The sequence below is a fragment of the Mycolicibacterium xanthum genome, from assembly GCF_019710635.1.
Classification (GTDB): Bacteria; Actinomycetota; Actinomycetes; order Mycobacteriales; family Mycobacteriaceae; genus Mycobacterium; species Mycobacterium xanthum.
Genome location: NZ_JAIFZS010000001.1, coordinates 171815 through 194344 on the forward strand (window position 1 = coordinate 171815; position 22530 = coordinate 194344).

At 70.6% G+C, this 22530-nt stretch carries 21 protein-coding genes; 15 read left to right on the forward strand and 6 right to left on the reverse strand.

The window, feature by feature from the left end:
• Window positions 1–188 precede the first annotated feature (188 nt).
• The 6 genes from JDV09_RS00735 (at window position 189) to JDV09_RS00760 (ending at window position 5522) form a co-directional block, all read left to right on the forward strand.
• Entirely contained in the window at window positions 189–1055 is an 867-nt protein-coding gene (locus JDV09_RS00735) for an ABC transporter ATP-binding protein (protein ID WP_308123961.1), read from the forward strand.
• Complete coding sequence (locus JDV09_RS00740; RefSeq protein ID WP_221367188.1) at window positions 1052–1882, forward strand: NUDIX hydrolase; 831 nt, start codon at window positions 1052–1054, stop codon at window positions 1880–1882. The genes JDV09_RS00735 and JDV09_RS00740 overlap by 4 nt, the downstream gene beginning before the upstream one ends.
• Window positions 1879–2580, forward strand: coding sequence for an enoyl-CoA hydratase (locus JDV09_RS00745; protein WP_221367189.1), 702 nt, complete (start codon window positions 1879–1881; stop codon window positions 2578–2580). The genes JDV09_RS00740 and JDV09_RS00745 overlap by 4 nt, the downstream gene beginning before the upstream one ends.
• 10 nt (window positions 2581–2590) lie before the next feature.
• A complete protein-coding gene (locus tag JDV09_RS00750; protein ID WP_221367190.1) occupies window positions 2591–3589 on the forward strand; it encodes a class I SAM-dependent methyltransferase in 999 nt (332 codons plus the stop codon).
• Window positions 3547–4761 (forward strand): THUMP-like domain-containing protein, encoded by a 1215-nt coding sequence (locus JDV09_RS00755; RefSeq protein WP_255604657.1) that lies wholly within the window; start codon window positions 3547–3549, stop codon window positions 4759–4761. Before JDV09_RS00750 ends, JDV09_RS00755 begins: the two co-directional genes overlap by 43 nt.
• 68 nt (window positions 4762–4829) lie before the next feature.
• Window positions 4830–5522: an esterase gene (locus tag JDV09_RS00760; RefSeq protein WP_221367192.1), complete on the forward strand. Its 693-nt coding sequence runs from the start codon at window positions 4830–4832 to the stop codon at window positions 5520–5522.
• 10 nt (window positions 5523–5532) lie between these two features.
• On the opposite strand, the gene JDV09_RS00765 is transcribed toward JDV09_RS00760, so the two are convergent.
• Together JDV09_RS00765 and JDV09_RS00770 are read right to left on the reverse strand one after the other, a co-directional pair.
• Window positions 5533–7080, reverse strand: coding sequence for an alanine/glycine:cation symporter family protein (locus tag JDV09_RS00765; protein ID WP_221367193.1), 1548 nt, complete (start codon window positions 7078–7080; stop codon window positions 5533–5535).
• Window positions 7081–7228: 148 nt separating this feature from the next.
• Entirely contained in the window at window positions 7229–8518 is a 1290-nt protein-coding gene (locus tag JDV09_RS00770) for a BamB-related PQQ repeat family beta-propellar protein (RefSeq protein WP_221367194.1), read from the reverse strand.
• A 164-nt stretch (window positions 8519–8682) separates the two neighbouring features.
• Between JDV09_RS00770 and JDV09_RS00775 the strand changes: the two genes are divergently transcribed.
• Entirely contained in the window at window positions 8683–9420 is a 738-nt protein-coding gene (locus JDV09_RS00775; RefSeq protein WP_221367195.1) for an acyltransferase, read from the forward strand.
• A 37-nt stretch (window positions 9421–9457) separates the two neighbouring features.
• Entirely contained in the window at window positions 9458–10960 is a 1503-nt protein-coding gene (gene zwf / locus JDV09_RS00780; protein ID WP_221367196.1) for a glucose-6-phosphate dehydrogenase, read from the forward strand.
• Window positions 10961–10969: 9 nt separating this feature from the next.
• Here zwf and JDV09_RS00785 read toward each other — a convergent pair whose 3' ends face one another.
• The 3 genes from JDV09_RS00785 to JDV09_RS00795 are packed head-to-tail and all read right to left on the reverse strand — an operon-like array spanning window position 10970 to window position 14596.
• Window positions 10970–12196, reverse strand: coding sequence for a glycosyltransferase family 4 protein (locus JDV09_RS00785; RefSeq protein WP_221367460.1), 1227 nt, complete (start codon window positions 12194–12196; stop codon window positions 10970–10972).
• Between the two features lie 34 nt (window positions 12197–12230).
• On the reverse strand, window positions 12231–13805 hold the full coding sequence (locus JDV09_RS00790; protein WP_221367197.1) for a 1,4-alpha-glucan branching protein domain-containing protein: 1575 nt from the start codon (window positions 13803–13805) through the stop codon (window positions 12231–12233).
• On the reverse strand, window positions 13802–14596 hold the full coding sequence (locus JDV09_RS00795; protein WP_221367198.1) for a class I SAM-dependent methyltransferase: 795 nt from the start codon (window positions 14594–14596) through the stop codon (window positions 13802–13804). Before JDV09_RS00795 ends, JDV09_RS00790 begins: the two co-directional genes overlap by 4 nt.
• A 208-nt stretch (window positions 14597–14804) precedes the next feature.
• Here JDV09_RS00795 and JDV09_RS00800 point away from each other — a divergent pair, with 208 nt between their 5' ends.
• The 6 genes from JDV09_RS00800 (at window position 14805) to mnmA (ending at window position 20842) form a co-directional block, all read left to right on the forward strand.
• Complete coding sequence (locus JDV09_RS00800; protein ID WP_221367199.1) at window positions 14805–15596, forward strand: electron transfer flavoprotein subunit beta/FixA family protein; 792 nt, start codon at window positions 14805–14807, stop codon at window positions 15594–15596.
• A gap of 57 nt (window positions 15597–15653) precedes the next feature.
• The gene (locus JDV09_RS00805; protein ID WP_221367200.1) at window positions 15654–16610 is read left to right on the forward strand and encodes an electron transfer flavoprotein subunit alpha/FixB family protein; all 957 of its coding nucleotides are present in this window, start codon (window positions 15654–15656) and stop codon (window positions 16608–16610) included.
• A 209-nt stretch (window positions 16611–16819) separates the two neighbouring features.
• Window positions 16820–17668 carry a GNAT family N-acetyltransferase gene (locus JDV09_RS00810; RefSeq protein ID WP_221367201.1) on the forward strand — a complete coding sequence of 283 codons (849 nt, stop codon included), beginning with the start codon at window positions 16820–16822 and terminating at the stop codon, window positions 17666–17668.
• Window positions 17662–18519, forward strand: coding sequence for a lysophospholipid acyltransferase family protein (locus JDV09_RS00815; RefSeq protein ID WP_221367461.1), 858 nt, complete (start codon window positions 17662–17664; stop codon window positions 18517–18519). The genes JDV09_RS00810 and JDV09_RS00815 overlap by 7 nt, the downstream gene beginning before the upstream one ends.
• A gap of 51 nt (window positions 18520–18570) precedes the next feature.
• Complete coding sequence (locus JDV09_RS00820; protein ID WP_372452819.1) at window positions 18571–19767, forward strand: cysteine desulfurase family protein; 1197 nt, start codon at window positions 18571–18573, stop codon at window positions 19765–19767.
• Between the two features lies 1 nt (window position 19768).
• Window positions 19769–20842, forward strand: coding sequence for a tRNA 2-thiouridine(34) synthase MnmA (gene mnmA / locus JDV09_RS00825; protein ID WP_221367203.1), 1074 nt, complete (start codon window positions 19769–19771; stop codon window positions 20840–20842).
• Here the strand turns inward: mnmA and JDV09_RS00830 are convergent.
• A complete protein-coding gene (locus JDV09_RS00830) occupies window positions 20839–21477 on the reverse strand; it encodes a sensor domain-containing protein (protein WP_221367204.1) in 639 nt (212 codons plus the stop codon). The two genes, mnmA and JDV09_RS00830, sit on opposite strands and share 4 nt — an antisense overlap.
• Window positions 21478–21513: 36 nt before the next feature.
• Between JDV09_RS00830 and JDV09_RS00835 the strand changes: the two genes are divergently transcribed.
• Window positions 21514–22524 carry a uroporphyrinogen decarboxylase/cobalamine-independent methonine synthase family protein gene (locus JDV09_RS00835; protein ID WP_221367205.1) on the forward strand — a complete coding sequence of 337 codons (1011 nt, stop codon included), beginning with the start codon at window positions 21514–21516 and terminating at the stop codon, window positions 22522–22524.
• The last annotated feature ends 6 nt before the right edge of the window (window positions 22525–22530 follow it).

Genomic DNA, 22530 nt, shown 5'->3' on the forward strand with positions numbered 1-22530 from the left:
GCCGCGCTGCGAGGCGCCGCCCTGCTGGTCCGGCGCTGCGCACCGGGATGACCAGCGGGGTCGCGTCGGCGGGCATCGGCGCGGCGACCAGCCCACGGCGATAGCCGCATGAACGGCAATCGAGACAGCCGGTCGGCACGAGGAATCCCCGCTGTGAACCGAGGCGAGGATGTCAATACGATGGTCGGGTGCCAGCCGACAGATCCAGCAGTGAGGTGGACGACGCGACCGAAGGCTCCGACCCCGACCTGCTGATCGACTTCGCCAGGGTCAGCCTGCGCCGCGGTGGCCGCACCCTGGTCGGCCCGGTCACCTGGCCGGTCGAACTCGACGAACGCTGGGTGGTCATCGGGCCCAACGGGGCCGGCAAGACGTCGCTGCTGCGCATCGCGGCCGCGATGGAGCATCCGTCGTCGGGAACCGCGTATGTGCTCGGCGAGCGGCTGGGTCGCACCGACATGTCCGAGTTGCGCTCCCGGGTCGGGCTCAGCAGCGCCGCGTTGTCGCAGCGGGTGCCCGACGACGAGGTGGTCCGCGACCTGGTGGTCTCCGCGGGCTACGCGGTGATGGGCCGGTGGCGCGAGAAGTACGACGACATGGACTACGCCCAGGCGCTGGACATGCTGGAGAGCGTGGGCGCCGAGCATCTGGCCGACCGCACCTACGGCACGCTGTCGGAGGGCGAGCGCAAGCGGGTGCTGATCGCGCGCTCGCTGATGACCGACCCGGAACTGCTGCTGCTCGACGAACCTGCGGCCGGCCTCGACCTCGGTGGACGCGAGGAGCTCGTGGCCCGGCTCTCCGATCTGGCCGCCGACCCGGACGCCCCGGCGATGGTGCTGGTCACCCACCACGTCGAGGAGATTCCGCCGGGCTTCTCGCACTGCCTGATCCTGTCGGAGGGCAAGGTGGTGGACTCCGGGTTGCTGCCCGACGTGCTGACCTCGGAGAACCTTTCGAAGGCGTTCGGACAGTCGATCGCGCTGGATTACATCGACGGCCGCTATTTCGCGCGCCGCACCCGGAGCCGCGCTGCACACAGGAGGCGGTCATGACCGACCCGTTGGTTCCCCGACCGGCCGCGACGGTGATGCTGATCCGGCAGGATCACCCCGTCGGTCTGGAGGTGTTCCTGATGCGCAGGCACTCGGCGATGGACTTCGTCGCCGGGGTGATGGTGTTTCCGGGCGGGGGAGTCGACGACCGGGACCGCAACGCCGACGTGGCCTGGCACGGGCCGGACCGGCAGTGGTGGGCCGACCGTTTCGGGGTGGACCCGGACCTCGCCGAGGCCCTGGTGTGCGCGGCGGCCCGCGAGACGTTCGAGGAATGCGGCGTGCTGTTCGCCGGCGCCGCCGACGATCCGGACCTGCTGGTCGACGACGCATCGGCGTACCGCGAGCAGCGCGCGGCGCTGGAGAACAAGTCGCTGTCGTTCGGTGAGTTCCTGCGCTCGGAGAAGCTGATGCTGCGCGCCGACCTGCTGCGGCCGTGGGCCAACTGGGTCACCCCGAAAGAGGAACGCACCCGCCGCTACGACACCTACTTCTTCGTCGGTGCGCTCCCGGAGGGCCAGCTGGCCGACGGGGACAACACCGAGACCGACGAGGCCGGCTGGGCGACCCCGCAGTCCGCCCTCGACGACTTCGCCGCCGGGCGCAGCTTCCTGTTACCCCCCACGTGGACGCAGCTGGACGCGCTGAACGGCCGCACGGTGGCCGAGGTGCTGGCGGTGGAGCGCCGGATCGCGGCGATCGAGCCGTCGCTGGCCGCCGAGAAGGGCGGCAACTGGGAGATCGAGTTCTTCAACAGCGACCGCTACAACGCGGCCCGCAACCGCCGCGCTCCGCAGGGCTACAGCGACGGAGTCCCGTTGACGTGAGCGAGTTCGTCCACGTCGTGTGCGCCGAGGGGGAGGGGCGGGCCGGCATCGCCACCCTGCTGCTGTCGAGGCCACCGACCAATGCCCTGACCCGGCAGGTGTACCGGGAGGTCGCCGAGACGGTCGCCGACCTCGGGGCCCGCGACGACGTGTCGGCGGTGATCGTCTTCGGTGGACACGAGATCTTCTCCGCCGGTGAGGACATGCCCGAGTTGCGGACGCTGGACGCCGACGAGGCCCGGGTGGCGGCCCGGGTGTGCGGGGAGGCCGTCGACGCGCTGGCGGCGCTGCCCAAACCCACCGTGGCCGCGATCACCGGGTACGCGCTGGGGGCGGGCCTGACGCTGGCGCTGGCCGCGGACTGGCGGATCAGCGGGGACAACGCCAAGTTCGGCGCCACCGAGATCCTGGCCGGCCTGGTGCCCGCCGGCGGCGGCACGGCCCTGCTGGTGGACGCGGTCGGCACCAGCAAGGCCAAGGACCTGGTCTTCAGCGGGCGCTTCATCGACGCGCGGGAGGCGCGTGACCTCGGCCTGGTCGATGAGCTGGTGATCCCCGACGGGGTCTACGACGCCGCGGTGGCGTGGGCGAGCCGGTTTCTGGACTACCCGCCGGAGGTGCTGGCCGCGGCCAAGGCCGCGTTCGGCGGGGACAGCCTCGAGACGCTCGGCCGAGGGGACCGCACCGGCAACGATTAGGCTGCCCTGCATGACGGAAACGAAGGATCCCGACGCCTACCCTGATGTCGCCGTCCCGGCTCCGACGCCCCGTGCGACGCAGGAGCAGGTCGAGGCGGCCATGCACGATTCCAAGCTCGCCCAGGTCCTCTATCACGACTGGGAGGCCGAGACCTACGACGACAAGTGGTCGATCTCCTATGACCAGCGGTGCGTCGACTACGCCCGGGGCCGTTTCGATGCGGCCGTGCCGGTGGCGGTCCAGCGGGAGCTGCCCTACGACCGGGCGCTGGAGCTGGGCTGCGGGACCGGGTTCTTCCTGTTGAACCTGGTCCAGGCCGGGGTGGCCCGGCGCGGCTCGGTGACCGACCTGTCGCCCGGCATGGTCAAGGTGGCCGCCCGCAACGGGCAGTCGCTGGGACTCGACGTGGACGGCCGGGTCGCCGACGCCGAGGGAATCCCGTACGAGGACAACACGTTCGACCTGGTCGTCGGGCATGCGGTGCTGCATCACATCCCCGATGTCGAGCTGTCGCTGCGCGAGGTCGTGCGGGTGCTCAAGCCGGGCGGCCGGTTCGTCTTCGCCGGGGAGCCCACGACGGTGGGCAACCGCTACGCCCGGGAGCTGTCGACGCTGACGTGGCGGGTGGCGACGAACGTCACGAAGCTGCCGATGCTGGCCGGTTGGCGCCGCCCCCAGGCCGAGCTGGACGAGTCCTCCCGCGCGGCCGCGCTGGAGGCGGTGGTCGACCTGCACACCTTCGAGCCAGGCGATCTGGAGCGGATGGCCGCCAACGCCGGTGCGGTCGAGGTGCACACGGCCAGCGAGGAGTTCAGCGCCGCGATGCTGGGCTGGCCGGTGCGCACCTTCGAGGCCGCGGTGCCGCCCGGCAAGCTCGGTTGGGGCTGGGCGAAATTCGCGTTCGGCAGTTGGACCACGCTGTCGTGGGTGGACGCCAACGTGTGGCGCCGGGTGGTGCCGAAGGGCTGGTTCTACAACGTCATGGTGACCGGGGTGAAGCCGTCGTAGCGTTCGGCCTCGACGATGTGTCCTACCTTCGCAGCGCTGCCGGTGAGCAGGCGCTGCGCTACGTTGCCGGGTACCGCCTGACGGACTCCACGCTCGTCGCCGACATCGCCTCGGCGCGTGCGCATTTCGGTGACCGCTCGGCCGTCCTGGTGGAGACCGTCAGGCTGCGCCGCAGGGCCGCCGCCAAGTTCGCCGACGCGGCCGACTGGTTGTTCACCGACGAGGCGCTGCAACAGGCCACCGCGCAGCCGGTGGCCGCACACCGGGCGCGGCGACTGGCCGGGGCCACCGTGCACGACGTCACCTGCTCGATCGGCACAGAGCTTGCCGCACTGCGGAATCGGGCCGCCTTCGTGATCGGCAGCGACATCGACCCGGTCCGGCTCGCGATGGCCCGGCACAACCTGGAGCGCAGCGGCGCGCCGGTGCCGCTGTGCCGGGCCGACGCACTGCACCCCGTCACCGAGGATGCCGTCGTCGTCGCCGACCCCGCACGGCGCAGCGGGGCGAGACGCCGGTTCGACCCGCGGGCCTATCTGCCGCCGCTCGACGAGCTCTTCGCGGTGTTGCGCAACCGCGACCACGTCGTGAAGTGTGCTCCCGGAATCGATTTCGCTGCAGTGCGTCAGCTCGGGTTCGGCGGGGAGATCGAGGTGGTCTCGCTGGCGGGCGGGGTCCGGGAGGCCTGCCTGTGGTCGGCCGGGCTGGCCGGGGCCGGGGTGCGCCGCCGCGCGACGTTGCTCGACACCGGCGAGCAGATCACCGACGTCGAGCCCGACGACTGCCCGGTCGCCCCGGCGGGCCGCTGGATCGTCGAACCCGACGGGGCCGTGATCAGGGCGGGCCTGGTGCGTCACTACGCCGCCCGGCACGGGCTCTGGCAGCTCGACCCCGAAATCGCCTACCTGTCGGGGGACCGGTTGCCCGCCGGGGTGCGCGGATTCGAGGTGCTCGACGCGCTGGCCTTCCACGAACGGCACCTGCGCCAAGCGCTTTCGGCCCGCGGCGTCGGCGCGGTCGAGATCCTGGTGCGCGGGCTCGACGTCGATCCCGACGCGTTGCGGTCGCGGCTCCGGTTGCGGGGTGATGCCGCGGCCACGGTGGTGCTGGCCAGGCTGGGTTCCGGCCGCGCCGGGCGGGGGACGGCATTCATATGCCGTCCGTCACGCTGAACGGCCACGTACCCTGGCATCAACTGCGCCGGGGCCCGACTCGGCGCCGACCACGAGGACGTTCGACGATGCGCCTTCTCGCCGCCGCCCTGCTGGGTGCCGGACTCGTCACCGGCATTGCCGTCGCCCCGGTCGCGGCCGCCCAGTCGGCGTGTGCCGATCTCGGCGGCACGGTGGATCCCGACCAGGTATGTCGCGTGCACGTGCAGAACCCCACCTACACGCTGGACTACTCATTCCCGGCCGACTACCCCGACCAGCAGGCCGTGGGTGCCTATCTGACCCAGACACGGGACGGTTTCGTCAACGTGTCGGACATGCCGGGGGCCTGGAATCTGCCCTACGTCCTCGATGCGAGGGGCACCGGTTATCGGTCGGGGCCCGATGACGGGGGCACCCGCAGCGTGGTGTTCGAGGTGTACGAGAACGTCGGCGGCGCCCACCCGCAGACCTGGTTCAAGTCGTTCAACTGGGACGTCGCCAAGGAGGCGCCGATCACCTTCGAGACGCTGTTCCGGCCGGACGCCAAGCCGCTGGACGTGATCTTCCCGATCGTGCAGGCAGACGTGTCCCGCCAACTCGGTGTGGTCGCACCCATCTCGCCGGCCGACGGCCTGGACCCGGCCAAGTACCGGGAGTTCGCGCTGACCGACGACTCGCTGATCTTCTTCTTCGGCCAGGGCGAGATGATGGCGGGCGCCGGGGGCGCGCTGCAGGCCACGGTGCCCCGCAGCGCGGTCGCCCCGATGCTCGCCACCTGAGCCGCGGCGCTCACGCCGTGGCGCTGGGGACCTTGTCCTTGCCGGTGGCCGGGTCGTAGTTCTCCCAGAACGTCGCGTTCTTGATGCCGAGGGCGACCGGGTCGAACATCGGGTCCAGTCCTTGTTTCTTCTGCTTCTCGTAGTCCCACAGCGCCTTGTAGGCGGGCTGCTGCAGGATGATGATGCCGATGATGTTGAGCCAGGCCATCAGGCCGACGCCGATGTCACCGAGCGTCCACGCGTCCGACGCGGTGGACACCGCACCGATGGTCACCGACACCAGGATCAGCGCCTGCAGCAGGATGGTGGTGTTCGAGCCGACGGAGCCCCGGATCAGGGGGACGCTGATCGTCGCGGCCTTGCCGAGCAGGAAGCGCAGGTTGGTCTCGGCCATGTAGTAGTACGCGATGATCGTGGTGATGCAGAAGAACGCCAGCGAGAACGCGATGAAGCTGGACCCGGCGCCGTTCCACAGCGTGTCAAAACCGGTCTGCGCGAACGACGGGCCGACCTCGGCGCCGTCGGGCAGGATGCCGCCCTCCGCGATCACCGCGCCGTCGGCGCTCTCGCCCTCGAACACCCGGTAGGCGCCGGTGGACAGGATCAGGAAGCCGGTCGCCGAGCAGATGAACAGCGTGTCGATGTAGACCGCGAAGGCCTGCACCAGGCCCTGCTTGGCCGGGTGGGACACCTCGGCGGCGGCCGCGGCGTGCGGGCCGGTGCCCTGGCCCGCCTCGTTCGAGTAGATACCGCGCTTGACGCCCCACATCACCGCCACGCCGAGGATGGCGCCGAAGGCGGAGTCGAAACCGAATGCGCTGGCGAAGATCATCGAGATGATGCCCGGGATCTCCCCGGCGTTCATCAGCACGATGATCAGGGCCAGCGCGATGTACACGACCGCCATGAACGGCACCACGATCGAGGCGAACACCGCGATCCGCTTGACACCGCCGATGATCACGAACGCCAGCACGATGACGATGCCGACCGCGACCCACCACTTGTTGAAGCCCCACGCGGACTCCATCGCCGAGGCCATCGAGTTGGACTGCACGCTGGGCAGCAGCAGGCCCATCGCCAGCAGCGTGACCGCGGCGAAGACGTAGCCGTAGACCTTCATCGCCCCGGCGCCGGCGGTGTTCTTGAACGCCTGGCTGAAGTAGTAGGCCGGCCCGCCGCGGTACTCACCGGTCAGCTTGTCGCGTTCCTTGTAGATCTGGCCGAGCGTGCACTCGACGAACGACGTCGACGCACCGAGGAACGCGACCGCCCACATCCAGAACAGCGCGCCGGGGCCGCCGAACGCGATGGCCGTCGCGACGCCGGCGATGTTGCCGGTGCCGACGCGACCCGCCAGCGAGATGGTCAGCGCCTGGAAGCTGGACACGCCCGACGGCGACTTCTCGCCCTTCAACATCAGCCGGATCATCTCCGGAATCTGTCTGACCTGCACGAATCTCGATCTGATCGAGAAGTACACCCCGGCCGCCAGGCAGAGGTAGACCAGTGTTTCGTGCCAGACCAGATCGCTGACGCTGCCAAGGAATTCCGACACTCGTGTCCCTTTGTTCGGTTACCGGGTATGTACCTGTGATCTGAGTGTGAATGTTTGCATCGCTACGAAAGATCGGGATTACCTGACTGTGACGTAGGTGTTAGAACGCTGGGATATGCGGGTGTCGGAGACGCCGAGACGACGCGGGTCAGGACGGGGCGAACCCGTACACCCGCCCGTCGCTGGTGGCGGTGACGACCCGGCCGTCGTGACCGATCGACACCCCGACGGGCCAGCCCTGCGCGTGCGGCAGTGGGTAGCTGTTCATCGGGTGGCCGTCGCCGAGGGCGAAGACCGCGAGCGCCATTCCCGCCGTGTCGCCGTCGCCGTCACGCACGACGGCGTAGCCCACCCCGGCGATGCTCGAGGTGGTCAGCGGCGAGACGTCGTCGCGGCTCCAGACCTCGTCGCCCCGATCGGCGGTGTCGCGGATGGCCCGCAGCTTGGCCCCCGGCCCGCCGCCGGCGATGACCAGTCCGCCGGGGGTGACCGAGGGCGGGGTCTGGGCGAGGTAGTCCAGCGGCACCGACCACCTCGCGCTGCCGTCCTCGGTGTTGATCGCCCACAGCCGCTCGTCGCGTCCGTTGACATAGGCGGTCGCGCCGTCCGCCGAGAGCACCGGGCTGGCCAGCGGGCCCCCGCCCACGGCGTCGCTGGTCCACTCCCGGGTGAGCTGGGGGGTCTGACCCTGCCGGTAGCGCAGGCCGACCAGGACGGGCTGCTCGGCGCCGGGCTCCCACAGGCTCGTGACGATGACGCCGGTGGCCGCGGAGTAGGCCGGCGCCGCTGCGACGGGGCACTCCGGCCGGGCCGGCCGGCAGTCCTCCAGCCCGCGCCGGGAGTCGGTCGGGTCCAGGCCCTCGACCAGGTCCAGCGAGTTGCCGGTCACGGTGCCGCGCTGGGCGTCGAACACCAGCACCTGCCCGAGATGGGTGACGACCAGCAGGTTGCCCGGCGCGAGCATGCGCATCGTCATCGGCATCCCGATCACCGGCCGGCGCCAACGGACCCACTGGGTCGGCGGGTAGGACTGCACCGCGCCGGGCTGGCCGATGTAGAGGTTGTCGAAACCGTCGAACAGCGGGCCGGCGAAGCCGCCGCCCTGGACCATCCGCGTGCACCAGCGCTGTCTGGCGCGGTTGTTGGTCTCCCAGACCATCAGCGAGCAGCCCGACTCGGTCTGGCCGTTGACGGCCAGGTAGTTCCCCGACCCCAGGGCCACCTGGGCGGCCAGCTCACCCTTGACCGATCGCACCCACTCGAGCCGCAGTGCGTCGGCGCCGTCGATCGGCGAGTAGCTGGTGTTCGCGGCGTCGGCGTACTGCGCGGCCCAGCCGGTCGCGGAGCGCGCCTGAACCCACGAATCGGTATTGCCGCAGCCGGTGGCGACACCGGCGATCAGCGCCGTCGTGGCCAATGCGATGATCCGCCGCAGCACGGGATCCCTTCTGCTCACTCGGGGCGCGCGGGTCGATTGCGCACCCGGTGCGCCGAAATGGCATTCCGGCAGCAAAAGTGCGAGTGCGACCCTGCCGGAATGCGATTTCGCGCCCAGGTGAGGGTAACCGCTCGGGGTTGCGGGCTCGCGTAGGCTTTGCGGCCATGACGACGATGTGGGGTGCGCCGTTGCACAAGCGCTGGCGTGGTTCGCGCCTGCGGGACCCGCGTCAGGCCCGTTTCCTCACCGCGGCCTCGCTGAAGTGGGTGCTGGCCAATCGCGCGTACACGCCGTGGTATCTCGTGCGCTACTGGCGGCTGCTGAAGTTCAAGCTGGCCAACCCGCACATCATCACCCGCGGCATGGTGTTCCTCGGCAAGGGAGTCGAGATCCAGGCGACCCCGGAGCTATCCCAGATGGAGATCGGCCGATGGGTCCACATCGGGGACAAGAACACCATCCGCTGCCACGAGGGGTCGCTGCGCATCGGCGACAAGGTGGTGCTCGGGCGCGACAACGTCATCAACACCTACCTCGACATCGAGCTCGGTGACTCGGTCCTGATGGCCGACTGGTGCTACATATGCGACTTCGACCACCGGATGGACAGCATCGAGCTGCCGATCAAGGACCAGGGCATCATCAAGGGCCCGGTGTGCATCGGCCCGGACACCTGGGTGGCCACGAAGGTGACGGTGCTGCGCGGCACCAGCATCGGCCGCGGCTGTGTGCTGGGTGCGCACGCGGTGGTCAAGGGCCACATCCCCGACTACTCCATCGCCGTGGGCGCGCCGGCGAAGGTGGTCAAGAACCGCAAGCTGTCGTGGGAGACCTCGGCGGCCCAGCGGGCCGAGCTGGCGGCGGCGCTGGCCGACATCGAACGCAAGAAAGCCTCCCGCTGACACTGCGTCAACGCGGCGTCGGTGACAGCATTTGCGGGTGACCTCCGGCATCTCGCAGAACATCTCGTACCCCGCGCCCGGCTCCCATCCCTACCGGCGCGAGGATCCGGCGGTGGCGCCGTTCGTGATCGTGCTGTTCGGCGCCACCGGTGACCTGGCGCGCCGCAAGCTGCTGCCCGGTATCGCCTACCTCGAACAGTCGTCGTTGACGCCCGACATCCGGCTGGTCGGCACCTCGCTGGAGGATTACAGCGACGACGAGTTCCGGGCCCTGGTCCGGGAGGCCATCGACTCGTTCGGGGCCCACAAGCTCACCGACGAGCAATGGGCGCAGTTCGCCGCCAAGATCTCCTACGTGCCCCAGTCCGACGGGCCGCAGGCGCTGGCCGCCGCGGTGGCCCGCGGCGAGGGCGAACTCGGCCCCGACGTGCAGCGGCTGCACTACCTGTCGGTCCCGCCGAAGGCGGCCCAGGCGGTGATCACCATGCTCAAGCAGGCCGACCTGGTCGAGCGCTCCCGGGTGGTGATGGAGAAGCCGTTCGGCACCGACCTCGCCACCGCGGTGGAGCTCAACGCCTTTGTGCACGAAACCTACGACGAGTCGCAGATCTTCCGGATCGACCACTTCCTGGGCAAGGAGGCCGCGCAGAACATCCTGGCGTTCCGGTTCGCCAACGGCCTGTTCGAGCCGATCTGGAACCGCAACTTCATCGACCACATCCAGATCGACATTCCCGAGACGCTGGGGCTCGACGCGCGGGCCAACTTCTACGAGAGCACCGGCGCGTACAAGGACATGGTCGTCACCCACCTGTTCCAGGTGATGGCGTTCGTGGTGATGGAACCGCCGACCGCGCTGGAGCCGCGCGCGATCAGCGAGGAGAAGAACAAGGTCTTCCGGTCGATGCTGCCCGTCGAGGTCGGCAACGTGGTGCGCGGCCAGTACACCGGCTACCGGGAGGAGGACGGCGTCGCGCGGGATTCCGACACCGAGACCTTCATCGCGCTCAAGGTCGGCATCGACAACTGGCGCTGGGCCGGCGTGCCGATCTACCTGCGTACCGGTAAGCGGATGGCCGAGGGGCAGCGGATCGTGTCGATCGCCTTCAAGGAGGCGCCGCGCACGATGTTCCCGCCGGGCTCGGGAGTGGGGTCGCAGGGCCCGGACCACCTGACGTTCGATCTCGCCGATTCGTCGAAGATCTCGCTGTCGTTCTACGGCAAGCGGCCCGGGCCCGGCATGAAGCTGGAGAAGCTGTCGATGCAGTTCTCCACCCAGGAGACCGACTACGTCGATGACGTGCTGGAGGCCTACGAGCGGCTGATCCTGGATGCGATGCGCGGGGACCACACGCTGTTCACCACGGCCGAGGGCATCGAGTCGCTGTGGGAGCGCTCGGCGCACCTGCTCGTCGACCCGCCGCCGGTGAAGATGTACGCACCGGGGACCTGGGGACCCAACGCGATCCACCAGCTCATCGCGCCGCACGCGTGGCGGTTGCCGTTCGAACGGGTGTGGCGCGAGAAGAAGAAGTCCTGACCCGGGTCCTCAGCGGTCCGGCAGCGCGCGCTCGGCGATCCGCCGACGCGGCTGTGGTCTGCGCTCGGCCCGTTTGGCACCGAGATAGACCTGCGCCGTCGCGGCGGCCACCGTGTGCCAGGCGAAGTCCGACGTGAGTCGTTCCCGGGCCGCGCGCGCCCGGTGCTGGGCGGCCTGCGGTGCGTCGAGCAGCGTGCGGACCGCGGTGACCAGTGCGGCCACGTCACCGGGCGGGTGGGACAGTCCGGTGACACCGTCGATCACGGCCTCGCCGAGCCCGCCGGCGGTCGACGTGACCAGCGGGGCCCCGGCCGCGGCGGCTTCCAGGGCGACGATGCCGAACGGCTCGTAGTGCGACGGCAGCACCGCCGCGTCGGCCCGGTGCAGCAATGCCAGAAGTTGCGAATGGTCAACGCGACCAACGAATTTCGTCGCCTTCAATACCTTGTGGCGGCGCGCCTGCTCGACCAGGAAGCCGTGCTGGGTGCCGTCGCCCGCGACGGTCAGCGTGGTGCCGGGGTGGGTGCGCCGGATCCGCGGCAGCGCGGCGATCGCATCGTGCACCCCCTTCTCGTATTCGAGCCGGCCGAAGTAGAGCAGTTCGGCGGGGCCGGGGTGGCGCCGGCGCGCCGCGAACGGCCAGCCGTCGGTGTCGATCCCGTTGGGGATCACCGACGTCTCGCACAGGCCGGGCCCGAACAGCGCGCCGATCTCCTCGCTCATCGACGCCGAGCAGGCGATCAACGCGTCCGATTCGCGCACCAGCCACGACTCCAACGCGTGCACCTGCCGGCTCACCGTGCCGGAGATCCAGCCCGAATGCCGTCCCGCCTCGGTCGCGTGGATGGTGGAAACCAGTGGTACGTCGAAGAATTGGGCCAGCGCGACGGCCGGGTGGGCGACCAGCCAGTCATGCGCGTGCACCACGTCGGGCCGCCAGTCGGCCAGCGTGAAGCCGGCGCGGATCATCGCGTGGCCCATCGCCAGGACCCACGCCATCATGTCCGATCCGAAGCCGAACTCGTGCGGGTCCTCCGCGGCGGCGAGCACGCGCACACCGTCGCTGACCTCGTCGGTGGTCGGGTGGGTGTCGGGATCGGTGCCGGTGGGCCTGCGGCTGAGCACGACGACGTCGTGGCCGGCGGCGGCCAGTTCGGTGGCCAGATGGTGCACGTGTCGACCGAGTCCGCCGATCACCACCGGCGGGTACTCCCACGACAGCAGCAGGACCCTCATCCGCACCGGCCCGGTGACGCGCGGTGGCCGCCGGTCATGCGCCCGGAAGCCTGCGTGCATCGAGGGATCCGAACAGGCCGTCGGCCCGGTTCCAGCCCTCGGCGAGGCGGCGCGCCTGCTCGTGGCGGCCCGCCGCCAGGGCCGCACAGATCTCACGGGTGGCGTGGGCGTGCAGGTGCGCCCGGTAGCGCGCATAGTCGGCGGCCGAGTCCTTGCTGACCATGAACGGCCAGTCGCTGGACACGGTGAGCAACGTCTCGCGCAGGATCTGGTCGGCCACCACGTCGCGCGGGGCCGGCGCGCCCGGTGATGCCGACTGCGTCAGGGCCTTGTCGACGGTGCTCAACGCGGTGTCGACGACGTCGCTGTTGAGCTGCACCAGGTCGGCGACCTGCTCGCCGGCCCACACCTGCCAGTCCTTGCCCGAACCCCACGAGCCGGGCGGCAGATCGACCGGTGCGCCGACGTAACCCTCGGCGACGGCGTCGGCGAGCGTGCCCACCCGGATTCCGGCCGCCGGCAACGCGCGCAGCACCCGTTCCAGCCACACCGGGCCCTCGTACCACCAGTGCCCGAACAACTCGGTGTCGAACGCCGCGATGACGTGCGCGGGCCGGCCGATCCGGGCCGTCTCGGCGACCAGACGCCGGCGTACCGTGTCGACGAAGTCCGCGACGTGCCGGTCCACCGCGGCATCGGCACGGTCGGGGTCGTAGGGCGCCTTGGCGTCCGAGGGCACGTTGCGTCCGGTCACCCGGGCCGGCTTGAGACCCGTCAGATGGTCGTAGGTGTGGAAATCGCGATAGGCCGAATGCCCGGGATAGCCGGACCGGGGCGACCACACCCGGTAGCTGACCTGCAGGTCGCGCCCGAACGCCACCACGCCGGAGCCGGCCACCGGGCGGCCCAGCGCGGTGTCGCCGTGCAGCGACGGTCCGTCGACCATGAAATGGCCGACCCCGGCCGCGGCGTAGCCGGTCTCCATACCCGGGGCGTACGCGCACTCCGGGGCCCAGATGCCCGCGGGGGTGTGGGCGAACCGCTGCCCGGCATCGGCCAGTCCCTCGCGCAGCGCGAACTCCCGCAGCCGCGGGTTCAGCAGCGGCTGGAACGGATGCGCCAGCGGGCCGCCCAGCAGCTCGATGACCTCGCCGTCGATCAGCTCGCGCAGCACCGGGGCCGCGCCGTGGCGCCACAGGGTCTCGAACTCCGCCAGCTCGCGGTCCGCCTCCCGGTATTCGCGGGACCCGAACGTGCGCAGCGCGTCCGGCGCCGACGCCGGGGACGGCCCGGACGACGTGCGGACGGTGGCGGCCTCCAATGCGCGAAGCTGCCAGTTCGCCAGCCAGTGGTGCATGCCCTGCAGGCAGTACGGGTCGTCGAGCTGGGCGGCGACCACCGGGGTGACGCCGAGGGTCAACAACCGGTGGCGGTCCTCGGCGGCCAGCGCGCGCAGCACCCGCACCAGCGGCAGATAGGCCGCCGACCACGACTGGTAGAGCCACTCCTCGCCGACCGGCCAGCGGCCGTGATGGGCCAGCCAGGGCAGGTGGGTGTGCAGCACCAGCGTGAAGAGCCCGGGGACGGGCTCGGTGGCGGGTTGGGTCACGGCCGTACCGCGATCGCCACCAGGTCCAGGCTGTCGTCGATGTCCCTGCCGGCGCTGTCCAGCAGGTCGAAATCGTCGACGGTGACCGATGCGACATCGGCCAGCAGTTCCGGTGACCACGGTGCGTCGGCGACCGCCCGGGCGATCTGCGCGTCGATGATCGACCCGCCGTGGCGGGCGTCCAGCTCGGCCAACCGGCCGCCGTGGTACACGCCCAGCATCGCCTCCACGGTGAAACCGCCGGTCTTCAGCAGCTCGGTGAGTTCGGCGGCGTCCAGCTCGCGGGTGTGGAACGGGTTGACCGGGGTGTCGCGGCCGGGGGAGAAGGTGATGCGGTTGGGCGTCGACATCAGCAACGCCCCGCCCGGGCGGAGCACCCGGAGGCATTCGGCGACGAACCGCCCCTGGTCCCACAGGTGCTCGATGACCTGGAAGTTGACCACCACGTCGACCGAGGCGTCGTCCAGCGCCAGGTCGGCCAGGTTGCCCTGGCGCACGTCCACCCGGGGATAGCGCGTGCGCACGTGGGCGACCGCCGAATCGTCGTAGTCCAGCCCGATCACCCGGCGGGCGACACCGGCGATCAGGTCGGCGCCGTATCCCTCGCCGCACCCCGCCTCGAGCACGTCGCGGTCCCGGCAGCGCTCGGCCAGCCGTCGGTAGACGACCTCATGGCGGCGGAACCAGTAGTTCTCCTCCGCGATGCCCGGGACGGTCCGTTCGCCGGTCAGCGGCAGGGCCGCCGCACCGGGCCGGTCATCAGGCGGACCGTCGGTAACGAATGCGCTCATCGGAAGGCAGGCTAACCCGTAATCGTCGGTTGGCGAACCGCTCACCGGACCGGGCCAGTTCGCAGCGGCTGACGGAGCACAAACTTCGACCAGCTATGGTGTTCGTGCGAACCGCCTCAAGTTACTCGCGGGTAACATGGTGGTGATTGCTTCAAACGTGGTATTGCAGGCCGGTCTCCGGCCTCTTCGAGGAGGACGAACCAGAGTCATGACGAACATCGTGGTCCTGATCAAACAGGTCCCAGACACATGGTCCGAGCGCAAGCTGACCGACGGTGACTTCACCCTTGACCGGGAAGCCGCCGACGCCGTGCTCGACGAGATCAACGAGCGCGCCGTCGAGGAAGCACTGCTCATCAAGGAGAAGGAGGGCGGCGACAGCACCGTCACCGTGCTGACCGCGGGCCCCGAGCGCGCCACCGAGGCGATCCGCAAGGCCCTGTCGATGGGCGCCGACAAGGCGGTGCATCTGCTCGACGAGGGCATGCACGGATCCGACGTGGTCCAGACCGGATGGGCGCTGGCCCGTGCGCTGGGCACCATCGAGGGCGCCGAGCTGGTCATCGCCGGTAACGAGGCCACCGACGGCGTCGGCGGTGCGGTGCCCGCGATCGTCGCCGAGTACCTGGGCCTGCCACAGCTCACGCACCTGCGCAAGGTCACCGTCGAGGGCGGCAAGGTCACCGGGGAGCGCGAGACCGACGAGGGTGTGTTCACCCTCGAGGCGTCGCTGCCGGCCGTGATCAGCGTCAACGAGAAGATCAACGAGCCACGCTTCCCGTCCTTCAAGGGCATCATGGCCGCCAAGAAGAAGGAAGTGACCACGCTCACCCTCGCCGAGATCGGCGTGGAGTCCGACGAGGTCGGTGTCGCCAACGCCGGCTCCAAGGTGTTGTCGTCGACGCCGAAGCCGCCCAAGACCGCCGGCGAGAAGGTCACCGACGAGGGCGACGGCGGCACCAAGATCGCCGAGTACCTGGTCGCTCAAAAAATCATCTAGGCAGATCGCCCGAACTTTTCCCACATCCCCTGAACAGACATCGAGGCAACGAATCCCATGGCTGAAGTACTCGTGCTCGTGGAGCACGCAGATGGTGCCCTGAAGAAGATCACCGGTGAGCTGATCACCGCCGCGCGCGTGCTGGGCGAACCGGCCGCGGTGGTGGTGGGCAAGCCGGGCACGGCCGACCCGCTGGTCGACGGACTGAAGGCGGCCGGTGCCGCCAAGATCTACGTCGCCGAGTCCGACGCCGCCGAGAGCTTCCTGATCACCCCGTACGTGGACGTGCTGGCCGCGCTGGCCGAGTCCGCCACGCCCGCCGGCGTGCTGGTGGCCGCCACCGCCGACGGCAAGGAGATCGCCGGCCGACTGGCCGCCCGGATCGGCTCCGGCATGCTGGTCGACGTCGTCGACGTCCGAGAAGGGGGAGTAGGCGTTCATTCCATCTTCGGCGGTGCGTTCACCGTCGAGGCCGAGGTCGTCGGCGACACCCCGGTGATCACCGTGCGCCCGGGCGCGATCGAGGCCGAGCCCGCCGCCGGTGCCGGTGAGGTCGTCAAGGTCGACGTGCCCGCCGCGGCGGAGAATGCGACCAAGATCACCTCCCGCGAGCCCGCCGTCGCCGGTGACCGTCCGGAGCTGACCGAGGCGTCCGTCGTCGTGTCGGGTGGCCGCGGCGTCGGCAGCGAGGAGAATTTCAAGATCGTCGAGGAGCTGGCGGACTCGCTCGGCGGCGCGGTCGGCGCGTCGCGCGCCGCGGTGGACTCCGGCTACTACCCGGGCCAGTTCCAGGTCGGCCAGACCGGTAAGACCGTGTCGCCGCAGCTCTACATCGCGCTCGGCATCTCCGGGGCGATCCAGCACCGCGCCGGCATGCAGACCTCCAAGACGATCATCGCGGTGAACAAGGACGAGGAGGCCCCCATCTTCGAGGTCGCCGATCTCGGCATCGTGGGTGACCTGTTCAAGGTGACCCCGCAGCTGACCGAGGCGGTCAAGGCCCGCAAGGGCTAGTTTTCGCTGCGCGAGCAGACGCGAAGGCCCCCACTTCCTGCCGAAATGGGGGCCTCTTGCGTTCCCCCGCACGTGCAGGAGCCCCCAACCCGCCGGTAGCAGGTGCCCCGGGTCCGCGGGAACCGGCACCCCGAACCGTCACCCAGCGCTCACGAACACGTCACGCATCGATTGCCGTCGCGCCCAACGCCTGCGCGACCGTGCTGGCTATGAGCACTGCCTCTGTACTCATCCCTTCGCACGAGTCCGTTCCGGCGGGGTCCGCGCCGCGGTACTCGATGCTGCTGTGCACCGACGCCGAGTCCATCGTCGCCGCGCAGCGCCTGCGCCACGACGTGTTCACCTCCGAGCCGGGGTTCGCGCTGACCGACGACGGTTCGGACGGCCTGGACGCCGACCGCTTCGACGAGTACTGCGACCACCTGCTCGTCCGCGACGACGACACCGGTGAACTGGTCGGCTGCTACCGGATGCTTCCGCCGCCCGGCGCGATCGCCGCGGGCGGTCTCTACACGGCGACGGAATTCGACGTCTCGGCACTCGACGGGCTGCGTCCCTCGCTGGTCGAGATGGGCCGCGCGGTGGTGCGCGACGGACACCGCAACGGTGCGGTGGTGCTGCTGATGTGGGCCGGCATCCTGGCCTATCTGGACCGCAGCGGCTACGACTACGTGACCGGGTGCGTCTCGGTACCGGTGGCCGATCCGGAGGGCCGCTGCGCGCCGGGCAGCCAGCTGCGCGGCGTGCGGGACTTCGTCAGGAAGCGGCACGCGGCGCCCGCCGAGTTCACCGTGCACCCGTACCGCCCCGTGGTGCTCGACGGCCGGGGCCTCGACGACATCGACCCGCCGGCGCGGGTGGCGGTGCCCCCGCTGATGCGGGGCTACCTGCGGCTGGGCGCCCAGGTGTGCGGTGAGCCGGCCCACGACCCCGACTTCGGGGTGGGTGACTTCCCCGCGCTGCTGGACAAACGCCGCGCCGACATCCGCTATCTGCGCCGGCTCCGATCGGTCGGCGCGGCCGCCGACATCGCGGCAGCCGACGGGGTGGCATCGTGACCGCGACCCACCCCTGGCTGCAGGAGGCCTCTTGTGGTCCGGCCTGCATCGCCGCCGGTGACATCCCCTCGGGTCGACGGGCGGTCGTGCTGGCGCGGGCCACCGTGCGCGCGGTCGCCGCGGTGCTGCTGCTGCCGATGTTGCCGCTGCTGGCGGTGCCGCTGCCCGGGCGCTCACACCTGCAGCGCGGCTACTGCCGGCTCATGATGCGTTGTCTGGGAGTGCGAATCACGGTGTCCGGCGGTCCGATTCGCAATCTGCGCGGGGTGCTGGTGGTCAGTGGCCACGTGTCCTGGGTGGACATCTTCGCGATCGGATCGGTGATGCCCGGCTCGTTCGTCGCGAAGGCGGAGATGGTCGGCTGGCCCGGGCTCGGCGCCGTCGCCAAGCTGCTGAAGGTCATCCCGATCGACCGCGGCAACCTGCGCCGCCTCCCCGACGTGGTGGCCGCGGTGGCCGACCGGCTGCGTGCCGGCCAGACCGTGGTGGCCTTCCCGGAGGGCACCACCTGGTGCGGGCTGGGGTTCGGCGCGTTCCGCCCGGCCATGTTCCAGGCTGCCATCGACGCGGGCAGGCCGGTGCAGCCGCTGCGGCTGAGCTACCACCACCGCGACGGCAGCCGGTCCACGGTGGCGGCCTACATCGGCGACGACACGCTGTTGACCTCGCTGCGCCGGATCGTCACCGCCCGGCGCACCGTGATCCATGTCCGGGTGCAGTCGCTGCAACTGCCCGGGGTGGACCGCCGCGATCTGGCGGCCCGTTGCGAGGCCGCGGTGCGCGGGGATGCGGCACGGTCGGAGCTGGTGGCGCGCACCGGCTGCGGACAGGGCCACGCCCTGGTGGCCTGAGCGGAATGGGGTCGGCGGGCCCGCGGCGGCTATTGTGGAACGGTTATGACTGTGTCGCCGCCTTCTCTCAAGCCGGTGTACTGCGACCACGCCGCCACCACCCCGATGCGCCCCGCCGCCATCGAGGCGATGACCGCTGTGCTGGCCACCGTCGGCAACGCGTCCTCGTTGCACGGGTCAGGTCGACTGGCCCGCCGCCGGCTGGAGGAGTCGCGCGAATCGCTGGGCCAGGTGCTCGGCGCGCGCCCCTCGGAGGTGATCTTCACCGCCGGCGGAACCGAGAGCGACAACCTCGCCGTCAAGGGCATCTTCTGGGCCCGGCGGGACGCCGACCCGAACCGCCGCAGGATCATCACCACACCGGTCGAGCACCACGCCGTGCTCGACGCCGTCGAGTGGCTGGTCGAACACGAGGGTGCCGAGGTCACCTGGTTGGCGGTCGACGAGTTCGGAGCGGTCAGCGCGGCAGCGCTGCGGGCCGCGCTGGCCGATCCCGACGACGTCGCCCTGATCTCGGTGATGTGGGCCAACAACGAGGTCGGCACCGTCATGCCGATCGCCGAACTGGCCGCGATCGCATCGGAGTTCGACATCCCGATGCACAGCGACGCGATCCAGGCCGTGGGGCAGATCCCGGTCGACTTCGCCGCCAGCGGCCTGTCCGCGATGAGCGTGGCCGCGCACAAGTTCGGCGGTCCGACCGGGGTGGGCGCGCTGCTGTTGCGTCGCGACACCGCGTGCGTGCCGCTGCTGCACGGCGGTGGTCAGGAACGCGATGTACGTTCGGGCACACAGGATGTGGCCGCAGTGGTGGCGATGGCCGTCGCCGCGCGGGCTGCGGTCGAGACGCTGGACTCCACCGCGTCGCGGGTGCGCGCGCTGCGTGACCGGCTCATCGGCGGCGTGCTGAACAGCATCGACGACGTTCTTCTCAACGGTGCTCCGGGCGCCGACCGGCTGCCCGGCAACGCACACTTCACGTTCCGTGGCTGTGAGGGTGATTCGCTGCTGATGCTGTTGGACGCCAAGGGGATCGAGTGTTCGACCGGATCGGCGTGCACGGCGGGGGTGGCGCAGCCGTCGCACGTGCTCATCGCGATGGGCGCCGATCCCGCCAGTGCGCGCGGATCGATTCGGTTGTCGCTCGGCCACACCAGCACCGAAGACGACATCGACGCCGCGCTTGCGGTGCTGCCCGCCGCGGTCCAGCGGGCACGGCAGGCCGCGCTGGCCAGTTCGGGGCGCTGACATGCGTGTGCTGGTCGCCATGAGCGGCGGCGTGGACTCATCGGTGGCCGCCGCCCGGATGGTCGACGCCGGACACGAGGTCGTCGGCGTCCATCTGGCGCTCTCGGCGTCACCGGGGACGTTGCGCACCGGTTCCCGGGGGTGCTGTTCGAAGGAGGACGCCGGCGACGCCCGCCGGGTCGCCGACGTCCTCGACATTCCTTTCTACGTCTGGGATTTCGCGGACCGCTTCAAGGAAGACGTGATCGACGACTTCGTCGATGCGTACGCCCGCGGTGAGACGCCGAACCCCTGTGTGCGCTGCAACGAGCGGATCAAGTTCTCCGCGTTGGCGGCCCGTGCGCTGGCGCTGGGCTTCGATGCGCTGGCGACGGGGCACTACGCGCGACTGGCCGACGGCCGGCTGCGGCGCGCGGTGGACCCGGACAAGGATCAGTCCTACGTGCTGGCGGTGCTGACCGCACAGCAGTTGCAGCATGCACTGTTCCCGATCGGGGACACCCCGAAGGCGCAGATCCGCCACGAGGCCGCCCGCCGCGGGCTGGCGGTGGCCGACAAGGCGGACAGCCACGACATCTGCTTCATCCCGTCGGGCGACACCCGTGCGTTTCTCGGCGCCCGGATCGGGGTGCGGCGCGGCAGCGTCGTCGACGCGGCCGGAAGGGTGCTCGCCGAACACGACGGGGTGCACGGCTTCACCATCGGGCAGCGCAAGGGACTCGGTATTCCCGGCCCGGGCCCGGACGGCCGCCCCCGGTACGTGACCGGCATCGACGCCGACACCGCCACCGTGCACGTCGGTGAACTGGCGGATCTGGACGTGACCACCCTGATCGGTGACTCGCCGGTGTTCACCGCGGGCGTCGCACCGCGCGGCCCGGTCGAGTGCGCGGTGCAGGTGCGTGCGCACGGCGGTGTGGCCGAGGCGGTCGCCGAACTCGCCGACGGGTCGCTGGTGGTGGACCTGCGCACCCCGCTGCGCGGGGTGGCTCCCGGTCAGACGGTGGTGCTCTACCGCCCCGATCCCGAGGGCGACGAGGTGCTCGGCAGCGCCACCATCCGGGTTGCCCGTTAGTCGGGCACGTTGGCCAGGATGTTGGTCATCAGGATGTCGGGCACCGAGGGCGGAAGGGCGCAGAACGTGACCTCCACCAGCACGGCGGACTTCACCCGGTAGTCCCGGCCGCAGTCGCCCGGCCTGGTGTGCACGGAGTCGGCGGTGGTCAGCACCTCGCCGACGATCTGCGGGCCGGAGAACGTCGCGTCGCAACCGTCGATCCGGTGGGCCAGGCTGTCGAACGCGCGCAGCGCGGTGGCGTGGTCGCGGTATCCGGCCACGGCCTGCGAGACGATGCCGCCGCGCGGTGGACTCTGGTAGGCGGTCTTGCGGAACTCCTCGATGTCGGGACCGAACACCTGGGTTTCGGCGAATACCCACTGGCATTGCAGCGGAACGGTTTCCAGCATGAAGTCGATATCGACGGGCGCCTTGCTGTCCATCCCGGGAATCGCGGTGAGGTTCTCGCCGGCACCGGTGATCGCCGCCAACTCGGCCCGGTCGAGAAGCACCGCGTCGACATCCACCGGGGACAGCGAGTCCTCGTCGATGGCCGGCACGGTGCGCACCGCCGTGCCGGCCACGGTCTGCGCGCAGCCGGCGAGCACCAGTGCCGCCGCGGCCAGGACCGACGCGCAGATGCGGGCCGTCATGCGCACGACCCTATCCGGTCGCATATCGTCGGGCGAGTGAGCGCTTTCGCCGCCGCGACCGGCATCGGGTCGTGGCCCGGGACATCCGCCCGCACTGCCGCCGAGGTGGTCGTCGGCGAACTGCACCGCCTTCCGCACCTGGTGGAGTTGCCCGGTCGCGGGGTGGGTGCCGACATGATCGGTCGCGCCGCCGCGCTGCTGGTCGACATCAACCTCGACACCGTCGCGCGCGGGTACCGCGTCTCGGCGGGGCGCAGCGCGGCGACCCGACGGGCCGCCAGCCTGCTGGACGAGGACATCGACGCCCTCGAGGAGGCCTGGGAGACGGCGGGCCTGCACGGGAGCGACCGCGTGGTCAAGGTCCAGGCACCCGGACCGGTCACGCTGGCCGCGCACGTCGAACTGCCCGGCGGGCATCGGGCCATCACCGATGCCGGGGCGGTGCGCGACCTGACCACGTCGCTGGCCGAGGGCATGGCTGCGCACCGGGGGCAGCTGATGCGCAGGCTGCAGACACCGGTGGTGGTGCAGTTCGACGAGCCGGCGTTGCCCGCCGCGCTGGCCGGCAGGCTCACCGGCGTGACGAGCCTGTCGCCCGTGCACCCGGTGGATGAGGGGGTGGTGGTGGCGTTGCTCGACGAGTGTGCCGCCGCCGTGGACGGCGCTCTGGCCGTCCACAGCTGCTCGGTGGATCTGCCCTGGAAACTGTTGCAGCGCAGTGCCGTCGCTGCGATGTCGGTCGACGTCCAGGCGCTCAGCGCGGCCGATCTCGACGGGATCGGTGAGTTCATCGAGTCCGGCCGGACCGTGCTGTTGGGCGCGGTGCCGGCAACCGCGCCCGCGACCAGGCCGTCGGTCGAGCAGATCGCCGCCGCGGTCGCGGCAGTGACCGACCGGCTCGGTTTCGCCAGGACGGTGCTGGCCGATCGGGTCGGGATCACCCCGTCGTGCGGGCTGGCCGGTGCGACGCCGGCGTGGGCGCGGACGGCGGTCGAGTTGGTGCAGCGGGCCGCCGACGCCTTCGCCGAGGATCCCGAGGCCGTCTGAGAATTC

Coding starts and splice junctions, on each gene's coding strand:
- JDV09_RS00740 (WP_221367188.1), top strand. CDS start 1,052: ATGACCGACCCGTTGGTTCCCCGACCGGCCGCGACGGTGATGCTGATC.
- JDV09_RS00750 (WP_221367190.1), top strand. CDS start 2,591: ATGACGGAAACGAAGGATCCCGACGCCTACCCTGATGTCGCCGTCCCG.
- JDV09_RS00760 (WP_221367192.1), top strand. CDS start 4,830: ATGCGCCTTCTCGCCGCCGCCCTGCTGGGTGCCGGACTCGTCACCGGC.
- JDV09_RS00775 (WP_221367195.1), top strand. CDS start 8,683: ATGACGACGATGTGGGGTGCGCCGTTGCACAAGCGCTGGCGTGGTTCG.
- JDV09_RS00785 (WP_221367460.1), bottom strand. CDS start 12,196: ATGAGGGTCCTGCTGCTGTCGTGGGAGTACCCGCCGGTGGTGATCGGC.
- JDV09_RS00795 (WP_221367198.1), bottom strand. CDS start 14,596: ATGAGCGCATTCGTTACCGACGGTCCGCCTGATGACCGGCCCGGTGCG.
- JDV09_RS00800 (WP_221367199.1), top strand. CDS start 14,805: ATGACGAACATCGTGGTCCTGATCAAACAGGTCCCAGACACATGGTCC.
- JDV09_RS00805 (WP_221367200.1), top strand. CDS start 15,654: ATGGCTGAAGTACTCGTGCTCGTGGAGCACGCAGATGGTGCCCTGAAG.
- JDV09_RS00810 (WP_221367201.1), top strand. CDS start 16,820: ATGAGCACTGCCTCTGTACTCATCCCTTCGCACGAGTCCGTTCCGGCG.
- mnmA (WP_221367203.1), top strand. CDS start 19,769: ATGCGTGTGCTGGTCGCCATGAGCGGCGGCGTGGACTCATCGGTGGCC.
- JDV09_RS00830 (WP_221367204.1), bottom strand. CDS start 21,477: ATGACGGCCCGCATCTGCGCGTCGGTCCTGGCCGCGGCGGCACTGGTG.